This window comes from Arthrobacter sp. SRS-W-1-2016, assembly GCF_002009585.1.
In the GTDB taxonomy this organism is placed as follows: Bacteria; Actinomycetota; Actinomycetes; order Actinomycetales; family Micrococcaceae; genus Arthrobacter; species Arthrobacter bambusae_A.
Map to the genome: position 1 here is coordinate 60,715 of NZ_MTPV01000039.1, position 18,500 is coordinate 79,214.

The following is an 18,500-nucleotide window of genomic DNA, read 5'->3' on the forward strand; positions in this document are numbered from 1 at the left end:
CGGCGTCAGCCGGCCGGAAGCCAATCCACGTGCGAATCCGAGTCGTAGACCCGGCAGACCCGCACGCTGTCCTGGGCCGGACCATCAACAAGCTTGGTGGTGATCTTCATGAGAATGTCGTACGACGCGAGGCCCGAGGCCGCCGTTGACTGGACGGGGTTCCCGGAGAAGGCGATGGAGACAACGGTGAATGGCCGGGGCACCACCGTTCCGGTCACGATTGCGGAGTGGGCGGCATCGCTTTGCAGCCTCGCAGTGCAGCTGTCCTTGATACGTTGGATCCCGGCCGCGTCGAGCCCCTGTGCCACAGGAGCAGGCACAGCGGGAGCCGGAGCGGGCACGGCGGGAGCCGGGACAGGCGCATCGGGCTTGGCGCTGCCCGCCGGGGCAGGGACCGGGGCGGGTGCCGGGGCCTGACTTGAAGGTGCAGCGCCGGCCGGAGTGTTGGCGGCTGGACTGTTGGCGGCCGGCGCTGACGCGGAGGCACTCGGTGTCGCGGCCGGCGTCGCGCTTGCACCAGCCGCAGAAGCCGACGCACTGACGGTGACCGACGGCGCCGCGCCGGCAATCGAGGTTGATGAGCTCTGTGTGGCGTTGAGGGTGATTGCCCCCGCCAGCCCGACCGCCACCACGCCCGCAACGACGATTCCTGTCTTTGCAGCTCGCCTCATTGTTCCCCCTCCCAGACCTGACGGAACATTTGCCTTGAGCGTAGGGACTGTTCGCCCAGCCCGGCATGCGTAGCTCCTACCCGTCTTTTGCCCGGACTACTCGGGTGACCACTTGCTTGCCTTGGGACCTGCCCGAGTAGTAGTCCAAGTGACGTGAGTGACCCATGTTCCATAACGGGTGAAAGTCACTCATGTGTCACGTGTGGTCGGCGCCTACCTTTGGTAGATCGCGACTGCAAAGGAGTGATTCCGATGTTCGATCCGTATTCAAGGCACGCCGCTCGGATGCGCAAGCAGCGTCGCCGCGAGCTGGCTTCGCGACTGTGCCAGCTATATTCCAAGGCAGCCAAACACGCCAAAACGACGGCGTCCCCTTTCAAGGTGGGCGACTATGTGGCCGGTGACGATCCCTTCAACGGGTGCCAAGAAGGCGTCGTGGCTGTCATCAAAGGCTCGTCGGTTGGCTTGCATACCGTCGTACCAAGACGCGGCGCCGTGGTCTACTACGACTACCGCCAGCTGAGAAAGCCGTGGTGAACATGTCCGCTGCCGGCATTCCAGCCAACCGATTCATGACAATTGCAGAGGTCGCCGAAGCGCTGCGGGTTTCCAGGATGACCGTCTACCGCCTCGTGAACTCCCATGCCATTCATGCTGTGCGGTTCGGGCGGTCCTACCGCGTTCCGGAGTCGGCGGTCGAGTCCTACATCGAGCATTCCGCCGTTGACGAGGCCGGGCCTAAGGCAGCCGGGGAGCTGTAAGCGTATTTGGTCCAACGGAATCGCGCTCCACTGGAGGGCACTCAAGTTTTACCACCGGACTGCCCGCCGGCTGGTCGACACCAAGGAGCAAGCGCACGCCCGCGGCGCCGAGCTCGTAATGCGGCAGCGCGACGGTGGACAGTGGCGGCCGCATGTGGGCGGCAATGACTTCCTGGTTGTCGAACCCCACCACAGCCATGTCATCTGGAATCGACAGGCCGTGTTGCTTCAACCCGTCGTACAGACCCATCGCCATGCGGTCGTTGTAGCAGAAGACTGCCGTGACGTCCCGTTTAAGGAGTTCCTCGACTGCTCCGTAGCCGCCTTCCTGGTCCGGATAGGCGTCGAACACGAGGTGCGGATCGAATGCGATTCCAGCAGATTCGAGCGCTTCCCGGTAGCCCTGGAGGCGGCCATCCTTCGCCGGGGCAGGAATCGTGGCGTTGATGAACGCGATCCGTCGGTGTCCCTTCCGCACAAGGATTTCGGTGGCTTCCCGTCCGCCGTGGACTTCATCCGGGACCACCGCCAGGGCGTCGGAGTCCGGGGAGAAGCAGTTCACCAGCACGAAGTCGGTCTCTTGCAACGCGGCAGGGATGTCGGTTGGGCGGTGGAACCAGGTGGAGTACAGGATGCCGCGGACTTTGTGCTCGAGCATCATTGAGATGGCGTCTTTTTCCACGGGTTCGTCGCCTTCGGTGTTGGCAACCAAAAGCACGAATCCGTGCTTCCAGGCTTCGTCCTGGGCGCCGTGGATGATTTGTCCCGCGAAGGGAGTCGTGGCGATCGCGTCGGCGACGAGGCCGATGAATCGTGAACTGCCGCTCACGAGGTTCTTCGCGAGGGCGTTCGGGCGGTACCCCAGTTCGCGGATGGTGTCCAGGACGCGTTTGCGGGTCCCGGCGCCGATCCTGGCGTCTTTCTTGTTGTTGACGACGAGGGAAACCGTGGCAACGGAAACTCCAGCCCCTTCCGCTACCTCACGCATCGTGACCGGATGGCTCGTCCTCGGAGTTGCCGGTGGATGCGAGGGGTTAACCTCGGGTTCTGTCAAGCTTTTCTCAGACGTCATTGGCCCTCCCCTCACAGTCTATCCAGTGCCCGTGCCCTCACCCTTTCGTGGCCCCGCTCTCGAGTCCTTGGATCATCGCCTTGTTGAGGACGAGGAACACGAGCAGCAAAGGCGTGATGGTGATGCAGACAGCGGCGAACGTCGCAGTCCAGTCGACCTTGCCCATTGCGCCGATGTAGTTCTGCAGCCCCAGCGGGATGGTCTTGAGCCCTTCGGAAAGCACGAAGGTGTTCGCGAAAATGAAGTCGTTCCAGATGAAGATGCTGTTCACCAGGACAACTGTCACCACCGTGTTGGTCGAGAGCGGAAGCGTGATCAGCCCGAAGATCCGGTACGGTCCGGCTCCGTCCAGGGAAGCCGCCTCGTAGGTCTCCCGGGGAATGTATTCAAAGAACGAAGAGAAGAGGTAGATCGACATGGGAAGGGCGAACCCGGCCAAGGGAATGATCATCGATTGGTAGGTGTCCAGCAGGTTCACGGACGAGTAATCGATGAACAGCGGCACAAGCGCAATCTGCACCGGCACGATGATGCCGATCAGGAAGAGGCCGCGGACGAATTTGCTGAACCGGAATCCGAGGACCTGCAACGCATACGCTGCCATCATCCCCAGCAGGACAATGAGGAGGTTGGCACCCATCGTGACGATGAAACTGTTCAGGATGTTCTGGCCGAGGTTGCCGGTCTGGAACGCCCGGGCGTAATTGTCGAAGCTGATGGAGCTCGGCAGCGCGAAAGGATCCCCCGTGGCGAAGTCGTGCTCGTTGCGCAGGCTCGTGAGGAACAGCCAGGCGAGAGGGTAGACCTGCACGACGACGATGAGGACGATCAGCACCCTCGATAAGCTTCGGAAGACGTTTGGTTTGCGCCGCCGACGTCGGGGCGTCGGGCTGCTTGTCGGGGCCGGGACCGGCCGGGCAACCGGGGCTGTTTGCGCGGTCATGCGTCAGCCTTTCGTTTGAGCATGAGCAGGATGAATCCGACGGCGACGAGGCACTCGACAACGATGAACACCGAGATGGTGCTGGCGTAGCCGAAGTCGGTACTGGTGAACGCGGTTTTGTACATGTACGTGGTCAGCAGCTCCGAAGACTGGCCGGGGCCGCCATTGGTCATGAGGTAGGGGATATCGAAGCCGCGCAGGCCGTAGGTTGTGGCCATGATGGTGGTGGTGATCCACACGGGCCGGATGTGCGGGAATCTGATCTTGGTGAACAACTGCCACCGGTTGGCGCCATCCAGGCGTGCCGCCTCTTCAAGTTCCTGCGGGACGGCCAGCAGCGCCGCGTAGATGATGAGCATGTAGAGTCCGGTGAACCTCCAGCCTTCGGGTGCTGAAACCGCCGCGAGGACAGTATTGATGTCGGAAAGCCAGGGACGTTCAAGGCTGCCGAGGCCGATCCAGCCGAGGACTTGGTTGAGGAGCCCCACCGGATCGATCGAGTAGATCCGCACGAAGAGGAAGGCGATCGCCACTGTCGAGATCACCGCAGGCAGGAGATACAGGGTTTTGACGAGCTCGCGGCCTCTTCGCAATGAGGTCAGGAGGCTCGCGACGAACAGTGCGCCGCCCAGCTGGAGGACAAGGCAGATGGCGAGGTAGCCGAGGGCGTTGAAGAAGGAGCGCCAGAACACGCTGTCACCAGTGAGCATGTGCACGTAGTTCGCGAAGCCCACGAACTCCATGTCGCTGATGCCGTTCCACGAGAAGAAGCTGAGGAACAGCGATTGCAATATCGGGAACAGCACGGCGACGCCGTAGAGAAGCAGCGGCGGGAGCAGGAAGACCAGGACCGAGAGCCGTGATCGATTGGGAAGCATGGGAGTGCCTTTCGGGTGGGGGGCCTGGGCCCCCCACCGCTGCGTGTTATTTGAAGAACTTGGGAGCGTTCTGTGCGATGGTGCTGTCCATCGTGCTGGTGAACTCGCTCGGGGATACGTTGCCTTGGACCAGGAGGGTGAGCTCCTGCTGGAGACGCGTGTTGCTCGTCGGGTCAAGCTGCGTGTCCCAGGGCATGATCTGCTTGGTGCCGAGGTCGGTCGCCTTGTCGAGCGCCTTCTTGTAGAGCGGCGTCGCATTGGCGGGGATCGTGGTCTGGACGTTCGTGGTTGGGGCGAGCGCGCCCGTCGCGGCGTATTCGGCAGGGTACTTCGTGAGGGCGAACTTAAGGAAGTCGGCCACGAGCGGGTCATAAGTCTTTGCGTTCACCGCCATGCCGATGCCCGACGGAGAGACGTACTCATTCGCCGCGGTGACCGAGCCGGACGTGGTTGGGAGCGTGAAGAAGTCGACGTCGCTGCCGACTGCCGGGTTCAGCTTGTCCGTCGCGAGGCTTGAGAGCTCCCACGTGCCGATGTTATACATGGCGGCTTGTCCGGACGTGAACTGGTTCTGGGCGTCCGAGTAGCCCTGCGACGAGAAACCATCTGAGAAGCACTTGGACTGGCCCAAGGACGACAGCCAGTTGACGGTCTTCTGGCCTGGGGCATCGGCAAACTTGGCTTGGTTCTTCTTGAGGCTCGTGACGTAGTCGGGTCCGGCCTGACGGAACGGCTGGTAGGCCGCATAGCGCTCGAGAGGCCACTGGTCCTGTCCGTCGAGGGCAATGGGAGTGATGCCCGCTTTGCGCAGCGCCGTGCAGGCCGCGGGAAGGTCATCGAGCGAGGTGGGGACCGTGAGGCCTGCCTTCTGGAAGAGCGCCTTGTTGTACCAGAAGAACTCGAGCTCGAACTGCATCGGGATCATGTAGAGGGATCCGTCGTCGAAGCGTTGATAGTTCAGGGCCGCTGGACGGTAGGTGTCGTAGACGCCGAGGTCCTTGAGCAGCTTCTCGGCGTCGACCATCTTGCCTTGCTTGGCGAGTTGCTGGGCGAAGGGCGTGGCGTCGGTGTCGAAAAGCTCGGGAAGCTTGTTCGCAGCGGCGAGGGTTTCGTACTTCTGGATGTACGAGGGCCGGTCAGGGGTCGTGATCAGGTTGAGGGAAAAGCCGGGGTGGGTCTGGGCGTATTCATCGGCGATCTTTTTCATGATGTTGATGACCGCCCCGTCAGCCGGTCGGGACAGAAGCCACGAGATTTGCCGCGGCTTGATATCTCCGGTGGGGTTGACGTTGGAAGCGCTGCCGGCCCCTCCACCGCCGCAGGCGGAGAGGGCGAGGGCTGCGGCCGCTGCTACAGCGGCCGTTCGCATGAGTTTCTTCATGGGGACAATCTCCTTTGATGTGAACGGAAGCCTGGCGCTTGGTATTTAGTTGTCTGTGCGCTTACGTATCTCAAGTTCAGTGAGGGTGGTGGTGCCTTCACCGGCGAAAACGCCGATCCGGCCGTTCGGTAGACGGTAGATCCGGGTGCTCAAAGTGACCTGCCGGTCGACGACGGCGACGCAAAGATCCCCGTCCACGACAAGTTCGAGGGTGTGCTCTCCCGGGACGAGTTCGCAGGGGCGTTCCAGCTCGATCTCGAAAGGGACATCCCCGGAGACGTGCCATTGCGCGTCGCCGTTGCTTTCGCGGGGCCATCGGTCAAACACCATGCGTCCACGTTTCGGTTCCAGGCGGATGATGTAGGACTCGTCCCCGTCCGCACTTGAGCTGAGCAGCAGCCCGCATTCGCTGGTATCGGCTTCGATCTGCAGTACCGCCCGGGCGTAGAACTGCAGAGGGAGGACTTCAGCGGACACCATGGCGGTGTATCCGTCGGGGGCATGCAGCGTCACCGGAAGGTCGCTGCCGAAAGTTACCGGGATGTCGTCCCAGAAGCTCTCGACAAGTTCGTCGGCGAGGGAAAAAGCGAGCGTGCCGTCGTCGTTCTGGCGGGCCTCAAGGACGGACATCGTGCCCGCCCACTGCCAGGCGCCGTCGTCGTGGTTGCCCTCTTTGCTGGCGATCCAGCCGAAGAAGAACCGGCGGCCATCCCGCCCGGCTGTCTTCGAGGCATAGAAGGCGCGGCCGTCAACGGTGTCCAGCGCCGGCACGATCCAGGGCCCGTTTGGACTTTTCGCCATGCGGTAGCGGGTGGTGAAGGACTCGGAGAATTCCGAATAGACCAGGTACCACCAGTCGCCCCACGCGAAAACGTCCGGGCATTCGTGCGTGATGTACCGGCGCGGATCCCAGAACGGCTCGGCCTGCTTCCAATCCATCAGGTCCGGGGAGACGCATTGGGCGATCACTCCGCGACGGCGGGCCGGACCGTCCGAATGCCGTGCTGCCAGCAGCATTCGCCACAGACCGCTTGCCTCGTCCTTGAAAACGAAGGGATCGCGCCAGTCGCCGGATTCGTAGCCCACCGGGGCGCCGAAGGTCCGTTCAGGATGCTTGGCCCACGTCAGCATTCCGTCCGTGCTCGTGGCGTGCATGACGAGTTGCAGCGGGGCTCCGTCGGCGCCGAGGTGCCGGGGATTCTGTCCCGTGTAGAACAGGTGGTGGATTCCGGCATCGTCGCAGACGACGCTGCCCGTGTAGGCGTTGAAATCCGATTCGCCCTCCCCGCCGTGACGCAGCGATACTCCCTGGTCCTCGAACCGCGTGAGGTCTTTGGTGGTCACGAGATTCCAGGACGTTCCCGGCTTCGGGTTGTTCCTGACCTCGTGCAGATAGAAAAGCCAAAACTCCCCGTCTTTTTGGAACGGGATCACGTCTCCGACCCATCCTTCGGCGGGTTGGAAGAAGACTGAGTAAGTCATCGGCGTTGATGTCCATTTCTGCTAAAGCGTTTGATCACTGCAAGCGTAACCGAGGTCACACCATTGATCAAGCGTTTAAGCAGACTGTTTCAGCGGGTTGGTCCCAGCTGTTCAGGATCGGCTCGGCAGACGACTGAACGCTGCGGGAACCAGCGCACGACGGCGGCGCGGTGCCGCAGTTAGGAGGTTGCGCAGACCGCGCGGTTCCGGCCGAGGGACTTGGCCTGGTAGAGGGCTTTGTCGGCGGCCACGATCATGTGGGCAACCTCGGCATTGTCGAGGGTGCTGGGGGCGATGCCATAGCTCACCGTGGGGAAAGTGATGCCGTCCGGAGCTTCTGCCGAGGCCAAACGGCGGCTGATTTCGCCGGCGATGATCTCGGCGCTCTCCACATCGGCCCCTGGAAGGAGGATGGTGAATTCCTCCCCGCCATACCTCCCTACGAGGTCTGTGTGGCGGACCGAGGCCTGGCACGCTGCAGCGAAGGCTTGGATGGCGGTATCGCCGGCAGCGTGGCCATGGCTGTCATTGAGGGACTTGAAATGGTCGAGGTCGGCGAGGATCAGCGTGGAAACCGATCCCGCGGAGTGCAGCCTGTTGATTTCCTGGGTGGCCAACTCCATGAAAGCAGTGCGGTTCAGGAGCCCCGTCAGGCCGTCCCGGGTGGCGCGTTCGTTGAGGCCGTTGATGAGCTGCTCGTTGCTCAGTGCCGTCATGCTGAAGGACACGGTGACCAGGAGCACGATAGTGACCACGCTGGTGGTTGCCGAGCTGAGGTAGGTACCGAAGTCCGGGCCGTCGGGCCCTTCCACGAGGTAGGCGATCCCCCGGCAAAAGAAGAAGGACGCCAGCACTCCCGCGGCGAGCGCCAAGGAGCGGTGGGCCTGTGAAACGCTGGGCTTCAGCCGCCAGAGTTCAACTGTTGCCAAACCCATGCCCAAGGACATCATGGCCAAATACACCAGGCCGCCGGACCACACGTTGGTGGCGGGGTTCTCCAGCGCGGCGGCCACGGCGGTGGCGGCGGGTCCCGCGAGGAGCTGCCATCGCGGCGTCCGGAGCAACCTCAACGAACGCGAGCCCGCCCACACACTGAATGCACCCGCCACCAGCAAGGCATTGCCGAGGGGACCCGCCCAGATTTGCTGGGAAGTGCCGCTGAGCAGGTACGCCATGTTCCCCGAGAGCAAGAAAACGAGGGCGAGGCACCACCAGCCGCTGTACGCGGAGCGGGTCCGGCGGAACGATCCGAAGAACAGCAGGCAGAGCGTAAACGCGACAATGCCCAGAGCTATCTTCAAGCTGGCCGGATCGAGACCCATATGCGCTCCCCTCGTGCGCACCAGCCTACGACATTGAGGGGCAGTTAACGGGCGGACCAGCCCCCGTCCATCGTGTAGCTGGCCCCGGTAACCATGCCGGCGTCGTCGGACGCTATCCACGCGGCCAGCGACGCTACTTCCGCGGGCTCCACGAGGCGCTTCACCGCGGACTCCGTCAGCATGACCTTCGCCAGGACTTCCGATTCGGGGATGCCGTGCAGCAGGGCCTGGTCTGCGATCTGCTTCTCGACGAGCGGCGTACGCACGTACCCCGGATTGATGCAGTTGGAGGTGACTCCGTGCTGGCCGCCCTCAAGGGCAGTCACTTTGCTGAGCCCCTCAAGCCCGTGCTTGGCCGAGACATATGCGCTCTTGAACGCCGATGCCCGCAGCCCGTGGACCGAGGAGATATTGATGATCCGGCCGAATCCGTTGGCGTACATATGCGGGAGTGCGGCCCGGATGAGCAGGAAAGGGGCCTCGAGCATGAGGGTCAGGATGCGGTGGAAATCCGCCGGTTCGAACTCCTCGATCGGAGCAACCTTCTGGATGCCGGCGTTGTTGACGAGGATGTCGCAATCCAGGCTGAGGCCGGCGAGCGCTTCGGTGTCGAGCAGATCGACGGCCCAGGCGGTGCCGCCCAGCGTGTCGGCGAGCGCCGCGGCTCCGTCGGCATCGACGTCGGCCACCACAACCTTCGCGCCCCGCGCGGCGAGGGCCGTGGCACATGCCGCCCCGATGCCGCTCGCCCCGCCGGTGACCAGGGCCTTGCGGCCCTCCAGGGTCATGCCCGGGCTCCCACGGGGAGTCCGTGGCGAACGGCGTCAGCGTTGTCGACGTCTTCCAGCGCCACGCCGCGGGTCTCCTTGAGCGTCAGGACCACGACGGCGGTGATCGCGCAGCAGATCACCAGGTAGATGGCGGTGGGCATCCAGGATCCGGTGTCCTTGAGCCACTCGGTCGCCAGCAGCGGGGCGAGCGAACCGGCGAAGATCGAGGTGACCTGCGAGCCAAGGGAGACGCCCGAGTAGCGCATGCGGGTGGGGAAGAGCTCGGTCATGATGGCAGGCTGCCCCGCGTACATGAAGGCGTGCAGGCACAGGCCGATGGTCACGGCGAGGACGATCACCACGGGGTTCTTGGTGTCGAACATGGGGAAGGCGAAGAACGGCCAGGTGGCACCGCTGATGGCGCCGATCAGGTAAACCGGCTTGCGTCCCCAAGTGTCTGCCAGCCGGCCCAGTTGCGGGATGACGACGAAGTGGACAACGTGCGCGATCAGCAGGGCGAGCAGCAGAGAGGAGGTGTCGTACTTGTCCACGCTCTTGAGGTACACGATGGAGAAGCTCACCACGAGGTAATACATGATGTTCTCGGCCAGCCGCAGTCCCATGGCCTGGAGGATGCCCTTGGGGTACTTGCGGATGACTTCGCCGACGCCGTAGCTGACGGCTTCTTCCTTCTCCACCTGGGCTTTTGCCTCAAGGAAGATGGGAGCCTCGGTCACGTGGGTGCGGATGTAGTAGCCCACGAAGACGATCACTGCGGAGAGCCAGAAGGCCACGCGCCATCCCCAGCCCAGGAAGGCAGCGCTGCTGAGGGTGGTGGACATGACGAACAGGACCAGCGTGGCAAGGAGGTTGCCGACGGGAACGGCGGCCTGCGGCCAGCTTGACCAGAATCCGCGGGACTCCTTGGGGCTGTGTTCTGCCACCAGCAGCACTGCGCCGCCCCATTCGCCACCCAGTGCGAAGCCCTGGATGAAGCGGAGCGCTACGAGCATGGCCGGCGCCCAGTAGCCGAGGTCGGCGAAGCCCGGGAGGCAGCCCATGAGGAAAGTGGAGACCCCGACAATCACGATGGTGAGCTGCAGGGTGGGTTTGCGGCCGAGCTTGTCGCCGATCTGGCCGAAGACGATGCCACCGAGTGGGCGGGCCACGAAGCCCACCGCGTACGTCAGGAACGCCTGGATAATGCCGTCAAGGTCGTTGCCGGTGGGCGGGAAGAAGTACTTGCCGAAAACCAGCGTTGCGGCGGTGGCATAGAGGAAGAATTCGTACCATTCAACTACCGTGCCCACCATCGAGGCGGCAACGATCTTCTTGAGGCCTGCGCCTTTGCCGGGGGCGGCGCCTGCTGCGGAGCGTTGTCCTACGCTCATGTCCATCTCCTTAGTGTCCACACTGACACGTGCTGTGATCCACAACACGAAATGCTCCAATGAGTATTGCCGCACAATTCAGGGGCTTCAATACCCAAAATGGCACCCTATGTGTGCAGAATTGCAGATATGAATCCGAATCCCGACGACCTCCTGGTCCTCCTCGCGGTATCGCGCTCAGGAAAGTTCACGACGGCGGCCCAAGCCTTGGGCCTGAACCACACCACCGTTTCCCGCAGGATCGCCGCGCTCGAGAAGGCGCTCGGCGGCCGTGTCCTCGCGAGGGCTGCCGGTGGCTGGGAAGTCACGGAGCTCGGTGCCGAGGCAGTGGGCGTGGCAGAGCGGATCGAAGCGGCAGTGGGCACGCTGGGACCGGAAGACCGCGCGCCGGACCCCATTGCCGGCGTCGTACGCATGACCGCGACCGACGGGTTCAGCGCGTACATCGCTGCACCCGCCGTGGCGCGATTGCGGCGATCGCATCCTGGCCTCACGGTCGAGATCATCACGGTGACCCGTCGGGCGCTCCAGCAACGTTCCGGACTGGACCTCGAGGTGGTCGTGGGCGAACCCCAGGTGCACCGGGCCGAGGCTGTGCTTTTGGGAGAGTACATGCTGGGAATGTATGCCTCGCGCGAGTACTTGGCTTTTCACGGCCTGCCCGGAACGGTGGAGGAGCTGACGCAGCATCAGCTGGTCTATTTCGTGGATTCCATGCTGCAGGTGGACGATCTCGATGCCCCGCGCCGGCTGGTCCCCTCCATGCGCGACGGCCTGAGCTCCACCAACGTCTTCGTCCACGTGGAAGCGACGCGCGCCGGAGCCGGCGTCGGTTTCCTCCCGTGCTTCATGGCGGACCGGCACCCGGACCTGGTGCGGCTGCTGCCCTCGGATTTCGCGGAGCTGCTCCCCTATTGGATGGTCCTGCGGCCCGACTCGATGCGCCGCCCTGCCGTTGCCGCCGTCGTGCACGCCCTGCAAGAGGAGACGGCCGCCCACCGCGAACTGTTGCTGGCGCGCCGCTGAGCAACATCGATTGCTGAGTAACGGTCGTTTTGGGCGCCCAAAACGGCAGTTACTCAGCAGTCGATGCGGCTGGCTGGGGGTCGTGCCGGATCTGGGCGCCGACGGCGAATGCCCGGACCTTGGCATCGTTCCAGATATGCGCCGGAACGGCCCCGCCGAGCAGCTTCCGGGCCAGTTGCGGATCGTCGCCGAACGGCTCGTGGCTGCCGGCCATGATCATGTTTCCGTACCGCCGCCCCTTGAGCATCGCGGGGTCGGCAATGATCATGGTGTGGGCGAAGGTGTCTGCGATGGTGGCGGCGTCCTCGCGGGCGTTCTTGAGGTCCGGAGCGTCTCCGGAATTCACCACGTAAAGCCCGCCCGGAGCCAACACCGTCGATGCGTGATCGTTGAATTCGCGGGTTGTGAGCGCCCGCGGTGTGAGGGCGCCGGCAAAGACGTCCCGGATGATGAGGTCGCGGGTGCCCGGAGTGAGGCCTTCCGTGACTTCCCTGGCTTCGCCCACGCGGATTCGCAGCAACGGGGCCTTGGGGAGATCGAACCAGCCGCGGACGTATTCGGCCAGCTTGCCGTCGAGCTCCACCACCACTTGGCGCGCGTCCGGATAGGCAGCGTGGAAGTACCGGGCAAGGGAACATGCGCCGCCGCCCAGATGCAAGGCCCGCAACTTCGGCTTGGACTCGGGCGGCCATTTGGATTCCACCAGGGCCGCTATCCAGCGCATGTACTCGAAGTCCAGGAACAACGGCTCTGCCACATCGATGTGCGAGCTCATGACGCCGTTGATCTTCAGGAGCCAGCCGTTGGAGTTGTCCGGGTCGGCAACGAGTTCGCAGTCGCCGGTGTCGATGTAGTAGACGCCTTCCACGGGACCGTTCGGCTTGGTGCCCGCCGGCACCTCGATGACCCCGGCAGCCTGCCCGGCGCCCCTGCCCTTGCCACGCTTCGCCACTACAGCCGCCTTCTTCCGGTCATCCTTCAACCCTAGTTGACGCCTCAGCCTTGCGGTCGGCCCCCGACGGCGGCACGCACCATCCGGATCTCAGGCAGTTCGTGCCAATCCGGCGGCAGGAGCTGACGCGTACCGTCGGGCTGGAAACCATTCTTGCGGTAGAACGCCTGGGCACGTGGATTGTCTTCAAGCACCCACAGGTATGCGGCAGCGTTGCCGACAACGGCGTCGAGCAATGCTTGCCCCACTCCCAAACCGTGCACGCGACGCAAGGTGTAGATCATCTGCAGTTCCACGTCGCATGGCCCGTCCTCATCGCGGGACTGACCGGAAGAAGCGATACCCACAAGTGCTCCGTCGGCGTCGTGGGCGAGGATCGGCTTGTACGAGCCCGCCAATGCTTCGCGCTGCCTCTCGATCCGCGTGTTGATGGTGGCTTCACGGAAGGCGAAGAACTCCTCGGGCAAGAGGTGCCCGTAGCTTTCCCGCCAGGCGGCCAAATGCATGCGCGTCAGGGGCTCGACGTCGTCAACCGTTGCGGCGCGAAGGGTAAATTCCATGCGCACAGCCTAGCGTCACACCACGCGGGCTATCGCGAAGCCGTCCCAGCCCTTGGATCCGACGGTTTGGATGGCCGTTGCGTCGAGTCGCGGATCCCTGCCCATCATCTCGAGTGCCCCTACGATGCCCGGAGCGTTCACCTCATCCATCGAAGGATCCAGGATGGCCCCCTCCCAGATGACGTTGTCCATCACGATCACCGTGCCCGGCCTCCCGAGCCTGATCGCCCAGTCGAGGTAGTTGGAATCGTTCTCCTTGTCGGCATCGATGAAGACGAAGTCGAACGGGCCGTCCCGCGTGGGATCTTCTGCCAGCGCCGCAAGGGTCTTCAGCGCCGGGCCGATCCGGATGTCCACTTTGTGGCCGATCCCGGCCATGTCCAGGTTCACCCTGGCGATTTCAGCGTGTTTAGGGAGGTATTCGCACGTGACCAGGCGCCCGTCGTCGGGCAGTCCCTGGGCCATCCAGATCGCGCTGAAGCCGGCCAAGGTACCGATCTCCAGCACGCGCCGCGCACCGGACAGCTGCACCAGCATCTTGAGCAGCTTGCCGGCGTTGGGCGCAACCTCGATGGGCGGCATCCCGGCGTCGAGGGCGGACTGCACCGCGTGCTTGAGCGCGGCGTTCGGGCGGACGACGGCGGTGGACAAGTATTCCTCGACGGCCACCCAGCCGGGCTGGGCCTTGTGTTCAAACATGGCCCCAGTCTGGCACCGGGCACGGGACAGTGGGAAGGACCTACTCCCCTTGGGCGATCGCCTTTTCCAGCCGCTCGACTTTGCCCGTGAGTTCTCCCGCGTATCCGGGCCGGATATCCGCCTTGATCACCAAGGACACCCGGTTTCCGTACTTGCCCACGGCCTCGGTGGCGCGCTTGACGACGTCGAACACCTCATCCCACTCCCCCTCGATGGTGGTGAACATCGAGTCCGTCTGGTTGGGGAGCCCGGATTCACGGACGATCTTCACGGCCTCGGCAACGGCGTCGTGCACCGAGCCATCAACGGATACGGCGCCAGCAGTGGGCTGGCCGGACGGGGCGACTGAAAAGGCAAGCAACATGAATCCAGTCTTTCATGGGCAAGAATGTCACAAAAGTGATTGGAGGCCCTCCGTTGCTACTGTGAGCAGCATGGACCGGCCCTTGGAACGTAAGCCACTTAGAGCTGACGCTGCGCGCAATGTCGACAAGATCATCACGGCGGCGCGCCAGTGCTTCCGCGAGCTAGGGCCGGAGGTTCCCCTCCAGACGATCGCAGCCACCGCAGGTGTCGGCCCGGCTACCTTGTTCCGCAACTTCGCCGACAAGGAACAACTCGTCTTGGCCGCCCTATCGCGGCAACTCAGGCTTCACGTGGACCCGGTCGCGGCGGAGTCCCTCGCGGGCATGGATGCCGCCGTCGGGCTCATCAACGTGATCGACGCCGTAGTCCAGGTTGCCAGCGAAGACGCCAACCTGCTGGGCGCTGTCGCCGGCCGCCGCGGACTCCTTGTGGGTATCACGGGCGGCTTGATCGATTCCATGGCTGAACTCCTCAGCCGCGGCCAGGGCCAGGGTTCGTTGCGCCGGGACATTTCCATTGAGGACATGGTGCGCCTTGTTGCCATGCTGATCGGCGCCGTCGACACCATGGAGCCGGGGTCGCGCGCCTGGGAACGGCCGGTCGCCCTGCTTGAGGACGCCATCCGCACCGAACGCCCGTCGCGCCCCCTGCCGCAGCAGACACCCATCCCCGGGATGACCTTCCAGTAACCAGCGCACGACGGCGTTGCCCACCGCGGCGACGACCGGTACCACCCGCGGCGGTTCAGTGCCAGCCGAGCAGCCGGAGCCCAGCGGCCGCTGCCGATCCGACGATGACCACTACCAGGAACGGGGCCCGGAGCCACAGCGCGACGGCCCCCGCTGCGAGCGCACCGAGCCGGGCGTCGAAGGCGAGGGACTGCCCCGATGCCACCGCATTGACGACGGTCAGGGACGTCAGCAGGCCGATGGTCATGGTGCCGGCCACACGCATCATCCGCGGACTCCGCAGCAGCTTCGCCGGCACGAAATAGCCCGAAAGCTTCGTCAGGTACGCCAGTCCGCAGGCGATGAGGATCCAGAGCCAGAGGTTCATTCGGCGTTCCTTTCGCGGCTGGAAGCGTCAATGCTTGGATGACCGTGCGGGTAGGGATCGACGTCGGGCTCCATCCCTTCGTCGCTGCGACCGTGACTGAACCAGCCGATGGCCCCGGCCACCACGGCAGCCACGAGAATGGGCACACCCGCTGGAACGAACGGGACCGCAACGATGGTTGCCAGCGCAGCAGCTGCGGCAATCGCCCAAGGCTCACGGCCCTTGAGTCGTGGCCAGAGCAAACCGAGAAACGCTGCGACGGCGGCGCCGTCGAGCCCCCATTGCTTGGGATCGCCCAAGGCGTCGCCGGCCAGGGCCCCGACGGCCGTGAAGATGTTCCACAACACGAAGATGCCCAGTCCGGCGGTCCAGAACCCGCGGCGCTGTTCGTCCGGATTCCGTTGGCCCGAGGCAGTGGCCGTGGATTCGTCGATGGTGATGTGGGCTTGCGGGTACCTGAGCCAACCGCGGGGGCGCAGCAGCGCGTTCATCTGCATCCCGTAGATGCCGTTCCGCAAGCCCAGCAGCGCGGCCGCGGTCATGGCTGCAATGCCGGAACCGCCCCCGGCCACGACGCCGATGAAGGCGAACTGCGAGCCTCCGCTGAACATGAGCAGGCTGAACGCCATGGTCTGCCAGAAACTGAACCCGGAGGCCGAGGCCAACGCCCCGAACGAGATCCCGTAGAGGCCCGTTGCGATGCTGATGGAGAGGCCCACCTTCACCGCCGGGGATTCGAGGAGTTTCATGCTTCCCGTTTCGCTCCGGCCAAACTCCATGCCCACAGGATCAAGGGGACCTGCAAGGGCAGCCGCAGCGTGTGAATCCGCCGCGCGGATGCGGTTCCGCCAGGAGAGTACGCACGGCGGAGCGCGTCTACGTGCCCGGCCAGGAAGGCCGTGAACATGAGGGTGGTGCCGTGGGCTGCGGCCTTGCGGGTGACAGGAATGAGGAGCCCGACGGCGGCAGCCGCCTCAAGCAGTCCGCTCACCGCGATCCATTCCTCCCGGGACATGACCGCCAATGCGCCGTTACGCGGCGCGATTGCGCCGCCCCTGCCTTGGCCGTCCTCGAGTGCGGCGCTTCCGACCGCGTGGTCCTTGCGGCAGAGATAGTCCGGGACGACCGGAGCGTAGAACTTCGGCTCCTGGAAGTGCTTCCTGGCGCTCACGAGTAACAGTGCACTCATGGCCGCCGCGGAGATTGTCTGGGTTGTCCGGGCGGACCACGAAAAAGGCATGTATTCATGCAACCACAGCCCCGCCCGGCGCGGTAACCGGAAAGGTGAAGAGCCGAGCACACACCGTTCACAATCGTTCAGAATGCTGTACTAGGTTCAACATAATGTATGTTCTTCCTTGGTCGGGCTTGGCTACGACCACCGCCCGCGTTCACTGCCCCACGAAATTCAACGAGGAGTTCCATGCGCATCGCCCGACTACAGACACCCTCCGGCCCCCAGCATGCAGTCCTGCGCAACGGAAACTGGGACCATATCGAGGATCCCTTTGCCGAGGTCCTTTCCTTCACGGGAGAAACCAGCTCCGCGGACGACGCCGAGTTCCTCGCCCCTGTCCGGCCTTCCGTGGTGCTGGGAATCGGGCACAACCTGGGCAACAACAACCACGTGCTGCCCATCCAGGCCTGGCACAAGTCGGTCCACAGCATCGCCGGTCCGGGTGACGACATCGTGGCCGTGCGCAACGCGGGCACGGTGAACGTTGAAGGCGAGCTTGCCGCCGTCATCGGAAAGCGTGCGGACAAGCTCACGGCCGAGAATGCCCTGGACCACGTCCTGGGCTACACAGTGGTCAACGACGTCACGAATGTGGACCAGAACCAGGTCGACGAGAAGCTCTTCCAGGGCAAGTCCGGCACCAACTACACCCCGCTAGGGCCGTGGATCGAAACCGGGATCGAGGATCCGGACAACGTGAGCACCGAGGTAGTAGTCAACGGCGAGGTCAAGGCACGCTCCGGTTCCTTCAACCTGCCGTCCTCCATCACGGAGTGCCTCGTTTACGTCACCGAATGGCTCACCTTGGAACCGGGAGACATCATCATGACGGGAGCTCCGAACACCTTCGTTGCCGTCCAGCCTGGCGACCGGGTGGACATCACGCTGGGCGGCATCGGCACCCTTAGCAACACGGTCATCTGACTCGCAGTTGTTGTCGTTTTGGAGCCCCAGAACGACAACAACTGCGAGTTAGTTGGGTGCCAGGGATGCCTAAAGCTGGGCCAGGACCTGCGCCGGCTTGTTCGTGGTGATCTCGTGGATTCCGAGGCCTTGGCACAGGGCAACATCGTTCTCCGAATCGACGGTCCACACCCGGAAGCGGCGGCCTGATTCCAGCCAGCGCTGGACGGTGCGGGCGTGCTTCCGGACGTAATCGATGCCCGGGCCGGCCAGTCCGACCTCACAGTCGTCGAGGATCCGCTCGCCCTCCTGCTGGGCGGCCTTCATCACGTTGGCCACGGCTCCCCCGGTGAAAGCTCCCAGTCCAAGTTCATCGCGCACATCCTCCACTGTGACGTCGTCCACGAGCTGGCAAATGTGCTCCGCAGGAACGAACTGGAGCAGGTGCTTGACTGAATCCGGGCTGAAGCTCATGAAGGAAACCTGGATGTTGTCCAGCATTGAGGTCTCCGCGTCCCACCCTTCGCTGGCCAGAAGCTCCAGCACGCGATCTTCGAGCTTGAGCTGGTACGGGCTCGGGTGCTTGAGCTCGATGGCCAAGCCGATGGCCCTGCCGGCATCGCGCAGGATGTCCAGCAACTCCGGGAGCGTCAGGAGCTGGTCCGACTTTGCGCCGTACTGGTCCGGAATCCTGGCGCCCTTCCAGGAGGAGAAGTCCAGCTGCCGCAGCTCTTCGAGCGTCTTTTCGGCCACCGGACCGGTGCCGTCAGAGGTGCGGTCCAAGTTCGCGTCGTGAAGCAGGACCACGTGCTGGTCGCGGGTCAGGTGGACGTCGCACTCGACGCCATCGGCGCCGTCGGCGATTGCCTTCAGGTAGGCGGCACGAGTGTGCTCCGCAAATGCGGCACTGGCTCCGCGGTGGGCGTAGACCTTGGGCCGCGTGCTTTGTTCCGTTTGCTCCGGGCGACCGGGGTTGTCAATCGTCATGGGGACACGGTAGCCCACGCCCACGACGGCGACGGGGCTACGC

General features: G+C 64.0%; 22 protein-coding genes. 5 read left to right on the forward strand and 17 right to left on the reverse strand.

Translation table 11 applies throughout. The features are described from left to right. Positions 1–5: 5 nt before the first annotated feature. Positions 6–671 (reverse strand): hypothetical protein, encoded by a 666-nt coding sequence (locus BMF89_RS22160; protein ID WP_078106828.1) that lies wholly within the window; start codon positions 669–671, stop codon positions 6–8. A gap of 252 nt (positions 672–923) precedes the next feature. Between BMF89_RS22160 and BMF89_RS09440 the strand changes: the two genes are divergently transcribed. Then, positions 924–1,208: a hypothetical protein gene (locus BMF89_RS09440; RefSeq protein ID WP_078106829.1), complete on the forward strand. Its 285-nt coding sequence runs from the start codon at positions 924–926 to the stop codon at positions 1,206–1,208. Positions 1,209–1,243: 35 nt separating this feature from the next. Then, positions 1,244–1,432 (forward strand): helix-turn-helix domain-containing protein, encoded by a 189-nt coding sequence (locus BMF89_RS09445; protein ID WP_253190775.1) that lies wholly within the window; start codon positions 1,244–1,246, stop codon positions 1,430–1,432. Here BMF89_RS09445 and BMF89_RS09450 read toward each other — a convergent pair. The 8 genes from BMF89_RS09450 to BMF89_RS09485 all read right to left on the reverse strand — a co-directional run bounded on the left by BMF89_RS09450 (position 1,410) and on the right by BMF89_RS09485 (position 10,671). After that, positions 1,410–2,420: a LacI family DNA-binding transcriptional regulator gene (locus tag BMF89_RS09450; protein ID WP_253190777.1), complete on the reverse strand. Its 1,011-nt coding sequence runs from the start codon at positions 2,418–2,420 to the stop codon at positions 1,410–1,412. The genes BMF89_RS09445 and BMF89_RS09450 overlap by 23 nt on opposite strands. Before the next feature lie 121 nt (positions 2,421–2,541). Further along, on the reverse strand, positions 2,542–3,447 hold the full coding sequence (locus tag BMF89_RS09455; RefSeq protein WP_078106831.1) for a carbohydrate ABC transporter permease: 906 nt from the start codon (positions 3,445–3,447) through the stop codon (positions 2,542–2,544). Then, positions 3,444–4,325, reverse strand: a complete 882-nt coding sequence (locus BMF89_RS09460) for a sugar ABC transporter permease (protein WP_078106832.1) — start codon at positions 4,323–4,325, stop codon at positions 3,444–3,446. Before BMF89_RS09460 ends, BMF89_RS09455 begins: the two co-directional genes overlap by 4 nt. A 46-nt stretch (positions 4,326–4,371) precedes the next feature. After that, a complete protein-coding gene (locus BMF89_RS09465) occupies positions 4,372–5,706 on the reverse strand; it encodes an extracellular solute-binding protein (protein ID WP_078106833.1) in 1,335 nt (444 codons plus the stop codon). A 45-nt stretch (positions 5,707–5,751) separates the two neighbouring features. Further along, positions 5,752–7,188 (reverse strand): GH32 C-terminal domain-containing protein, encoded by a 1,437-nt coding sequence (locus BMF89_RS09470; protein ID WP_078106834.1) that lies wholly within the window; start codon positions 7,186–7,188, stop codon positions 5,752–5,754. A 179-nt stretch (positions 7,189–7,367) separates the two neighbouring features. After that, a complete protein-coding gene (locus BMF89_RS09475; RefSeq protein WP_078106835.1) occupies positions 7,368–8,510 on the reverse strand; it encodes a GGDEF domain-containing protein in 1,143 nt (380 codons plus the stop codon). Between the two features lie 44 nt (positions 8,511–8,554). Further along, positions 8,555–9,298 (reverse strand): 3-hydroxybutyrate dehydrogenase, encoded by a 744-nt coding sequence (locus BMF89_RS09480; protein WP_078106836.1) that lies wholly within the window; start codon positions 9,296–9,298, stop codon positions 8,555–8,557. After that, positions 9,295–10,671, reverse strand: a complete 1,377-nt coding sequence (locus BMF89_RS09485; RefSeq protein WP_078106837.1) for an MFS transporter — start codon at positions 10,669–10,671, stop codon at positions 9,295–9,297. Before BMF89_RS09485 ends, BMF89_RS09480 begins: the two co-directional genes overlap by 4 nt. A 129-nt stretch (positions 10,672–10,800) precedes the next feature. Here BMF89_RS09485 and BMF89_RS09490 point away from each other — a divergent pair, with 129 nt between their 5' ends. Beyond that, positions 10,801–11,697: a LysR family transcriptional regulator gene (locus BMF89_RS09490; RefSeq protein ID WP_078106838.1), complete on the forward strand. Its 897-nt coding sequence runs from the start codon at positions 10,801–10,803 to the stop codon at positions 11,695–11,697. Positions 11,698–11,746: 49 nt separating this feature from the next. Here BMF89_RS09490 and BMF89_RS09495 read toward each other — a convergent pair whose 3' ends face one another. From BMF89_RS09495 to BMF89_RS09510, 4 genes are read right to left on the reverse strand one after another with little or no spacing between them, the layout of a single operon-like run. After that, positions 11,747–12,649, reverse strand: coding sequence for a fused MFS/spermidine synthase (locus tag BMF89_RS09495; RefSeq protein WP_078106839.1), 903 nt, complete (start codon positions 12,647–12,649; stop codon positions 11,747–11,749). Between the two features lie 44 nt (positions 12,650–12,693). Then, positions 12,694–13,209 carry a GNAT family N-acetyltransferase gene (locus tag BMF89_RS09500; RefSeq protein WP_078106840.1) on the reverse strand — a complete coding sequence of 172 codons (516 nt, stop codon included), beginning with the start codon at positions 13,207–13,209 and terminating at the stop codon, positions 12,694–12,696. Between the two features lie 15 nt (positions 13,210–13,224). Further along, positions 13,225–13,908: an O-methyltransferase gene (locus tag BMF89_RS09505; RefSeq protein WP_078106841.1), complete on the reverse strand. Its 684-nt coding sequence runs from the start codon at positions 13,906–13,908 to the stop codon at positions 13,225–13,227. 40 nt (positions 13,909–13,948) lie between these two features. Next, positions 13,949–14,272: a thiamine-binding protein gene (locus BMF89_RS09510; RefSeq protein WP_078106842.1), complete on the reverse strand. Its 324-nt coding sequence runs from the start codon at positions 14,270–14,272 to the stop codon at positions 13,949–13,951. A 70-nt stretch (positions 14,273–14,342) separates the two neighbouring features. Here BMF89_RS09510 and BMF89_RS09515 point away from each other — a divergent pair, with 70 nt between their 5' ends. Next, positions 14,343–14,963, forward strand: a complete 621-nt coding sequence (locus BMF89_RS09515) for a TetR/AcrR family transcriptional regulator (RefSeq protein ID WP_078106843.1) — start codon at positions 14,343–14,345, stop codon at positions 14,961–14,963. A 55-nt stretch (positions 14,964–15,018) separates the two neighbouring features. Here the strand turns inward: BMF89_RS09515 and BMF89_RS09520 are convergent, their stop codons facing one another. The 3 genes from BMF89_RS09520 to BMF89_RS09530 are packed head-to-tail and all read right to left on the reverse strand — an operon-like array spanning position 15,019 to position 16,570. Beyond that, positions 15,019–15,330: an AzlD domain-containing protein gene (locus BMF89_RS09520; protein ID WP_078106844.1), complete on the reverse strand. Its 312-nt coding sequence runs from the start codon at positions 15,328–15,330 to the stop codon at positions 15,019–15,021. After that, positions 15,327–16,079, reverse strand: a complete 753-nt coding sequence (locus tag BMF89_RS09525) for an AzlC family ABC transporter permease (RefSeq protein ID WP_078106845.1) — start codon at positions 16,077–16,079, stop codon at positions 15,327–15,329. The genes BMF89_RS09520 and BMF89_RS09525 overlap by 4 nt, the downstream gene beginning before the upstream one ends. Then, positions 16,076–16,570, reverse strand: a complete 495-nt coding sequence (locus BMF89_RS09530) for a hypothetical protein (RefSeq protein ID WP_078106846.1) — start codon at positions 16,568–16,570, stop codon at positions 16,076–16,078. The genes BMF89_RS09525 and BMF89_RS09530 overlap by 4 nt, the downstream gene beginning before the upstream one ends. 183 nt (positions 16,571–16,753) lie before the next feature. Between BMF89_RS09530 and BMF89_RS09535 the strand changes: the two genes are divergently transcribed. Further along, complete coding sequence (locus BMF89_RS09535) at positions 16,754–17,491, forward strand: fumarylacetoacetate hydrolase family protein (RefSeq protein WP_078106847.1); 738 nt, start codon at positions 16,754–16,756, stop codon at positions 17,489–17,491. Between the two features lie 69 nt (positions 17,492–17,560). On the opposite strand, the gene BMF89_RS09540 is transcribed toward BMF89_RS09535, so the two are convergent. Beyond that, positions 17,561–18,457 (reverse strand): glycerophosphodiester phosphodiesterase family protein, encoded by an 897-nt coding sequence (locus BMF89_RS09540; protein WP_078106901.1) that lies wholly within the window; start codon positions 18,455–18,457, stop codon positions 17,561–17,563. Between the last annotated feature and the right edge of the window lie 43 nt (positions 18,458–18,500).

What these genes read in the sequence shown, in the direction of transcription:
- BMF89_RS22160 (WP_078106828.1), bottom strand. Translation starts at nt 671, where the DNA reads ATGAGGCGAGCTGCAAAGACAGGAATCGTCGTTGCGGGCGTGGTGGCG.
- BMF89_RS09440 (WP_078106829.1), top strand. Translation starts at nt 924, where the DNA reads ATGTTCGATCCGTATTCAAGGCACGCCGCTCGGATGCGCAAGCAGCGT.
- BMF89_RS09445 (WP_253190775.1), top strand. Translation starts at nt 1,244, where the DNA reads ATGACAATTGCAGAGGTCGCCGAAGCGCTGCGGGTTTCCAGGATGACC.
- BMF89_RS09450 (WP_253190777.1), bottom strand. Translation starts at nt 2,420, where the DNA reads ATGCGTGAGGTAGCGGAAGGGGCTGGAGTTTCCGTTGCCACGGTTTCC.
- BMF89_RS09455 (WP_078106831.1), bottom strand. Translation starts at nt 3,447, where the DNA reads ATGACCGCGCAAACAGCCCCGGTTGCCCGGCCGGTCCCGGCCCCGACA.
- BMF89_RS09460 (WP_078106832.1), bottom strand. Translation starts at nt 4,325, where the DNA reads ATGCTTCCCAATCGATCACGGCTCTCGGTCCTGGTCTTCCTGCTCCCG.
- BMF89_RS09465 (WP_078106833.1), bottom strand. Translation starts at nt 5,706, where the DNA reads ATGAAGAAACTCATGCGAACGGCCGCTGTAGCAGCGGCCGCAGCCCTC.
- BMF89_RS09470 (WP_078106834.1), bottom strand. Translation starts at nt 7,188, where the DNA reads ATGACTTACTCAGTCTTCTTCCAACCCGCCGAAGGATGGGTCGGAGAC.
- BMF89_RS09475 (WP_078106835.1), bottom strand. Translation starts at nt 8,510, where the DNA reads ATGGGTCTCGATCCGGCCAGCTTGAAGATAGCTCTGGGCATTGTCGCG.
- BMF89_RS09480 (WP_078106836.1), bottom strand. Translation starts at nt 9,298, where the DNA reads ATGACCCTGGAGGGCCGCAAGGCCCTGGTCACCGGCGGGGCGAGCGGC.
- BMF89_RS09485 (WP_078106837.1), bottom strand. Translation starts at nt 10,671, where the DNA reads ATGAGCGTAGGACAACGCTCCGCAGCAGGCGCCGCCCCCGGCAAAGGC.
- BMF89_RS09490 (WP_078106838.1), top strand. Translation starts at nt 10,801, where the DNA reads ATGAATCCGAATCCCGACGACCTCCTGGTCCTCCTCGCGGTATCGCGC.
- BMF89_RS09500 (WP_078106840.1), bottom strand. Translation starts at nt 13,209, where the DNA reads ATGGAATTTACCCTTCGCGCCGCAACGGTTGACGACGTCGAGCCCCTG.
- BMF89_RS09505 (WP_078106841.1), bottom strand. Translation starts at nt 13,908, where the DNA reads ATGTTTGAACACAAGGCCCAGCCCGGCTGGGTGGCCGTCGAGGAATAC.
- BMF89_RS09510 (WP_078106842.1), bottom strand. Translation starts at nt 14,272, where the DNA reads ATGTTGCTTGCCTTTTCAGTCGCCCCGTCCGGCCAGCCCACTGCTGGC.
- BMF89_RS09515 (WP_078106843.1), top strand. Translation starts at nt 14,343, where the DNA reads ATGGACCGGCCCTTGGAACGTAAGCCACTTAGAGCTGACGCTGCGCGC.
- BMF89_RS09520 (WP_078106844.1), bottom strand. Translation starts at nt 15,330, where the DNA reads ATGAACCTCTGGCTCTGGATCCTCATCGCCTGCGGACTGGCGTACCTG.
- BMF89_RS09525 (WP_078106845.1), bottom strand. Translation starts at nt 16,079, where the DNA reads ATGAAACTCCTCGAATCCCCGGCGGTGAAGGTGGGCCTCTCCATCAGC.
- BMF89_RS09530 (WP_078106846.1), bottom strand. Translation starts at nt 16,570, where the DNA reads ATGCCTTTTTCGTGGTCCGCCCGGACAACCCAGACAATCTCCGCGGCG.
- BMF89_RS09535 (WP_078106847.1), top strand. Translation starts at nt 16,754, where the DNA reads ATGCGCATCGCCCGACTACAGACACCCTCCGGCCCCCAGCATGCAGTC.
- BMF89_RS09540 (WP_078106901.1), bottom strand. Translation starts at nt 18,457, where the DNA reads ATGACGATTGACAACCCCGGTCGCCCGGAGCAAACGGAACAAAGCACG.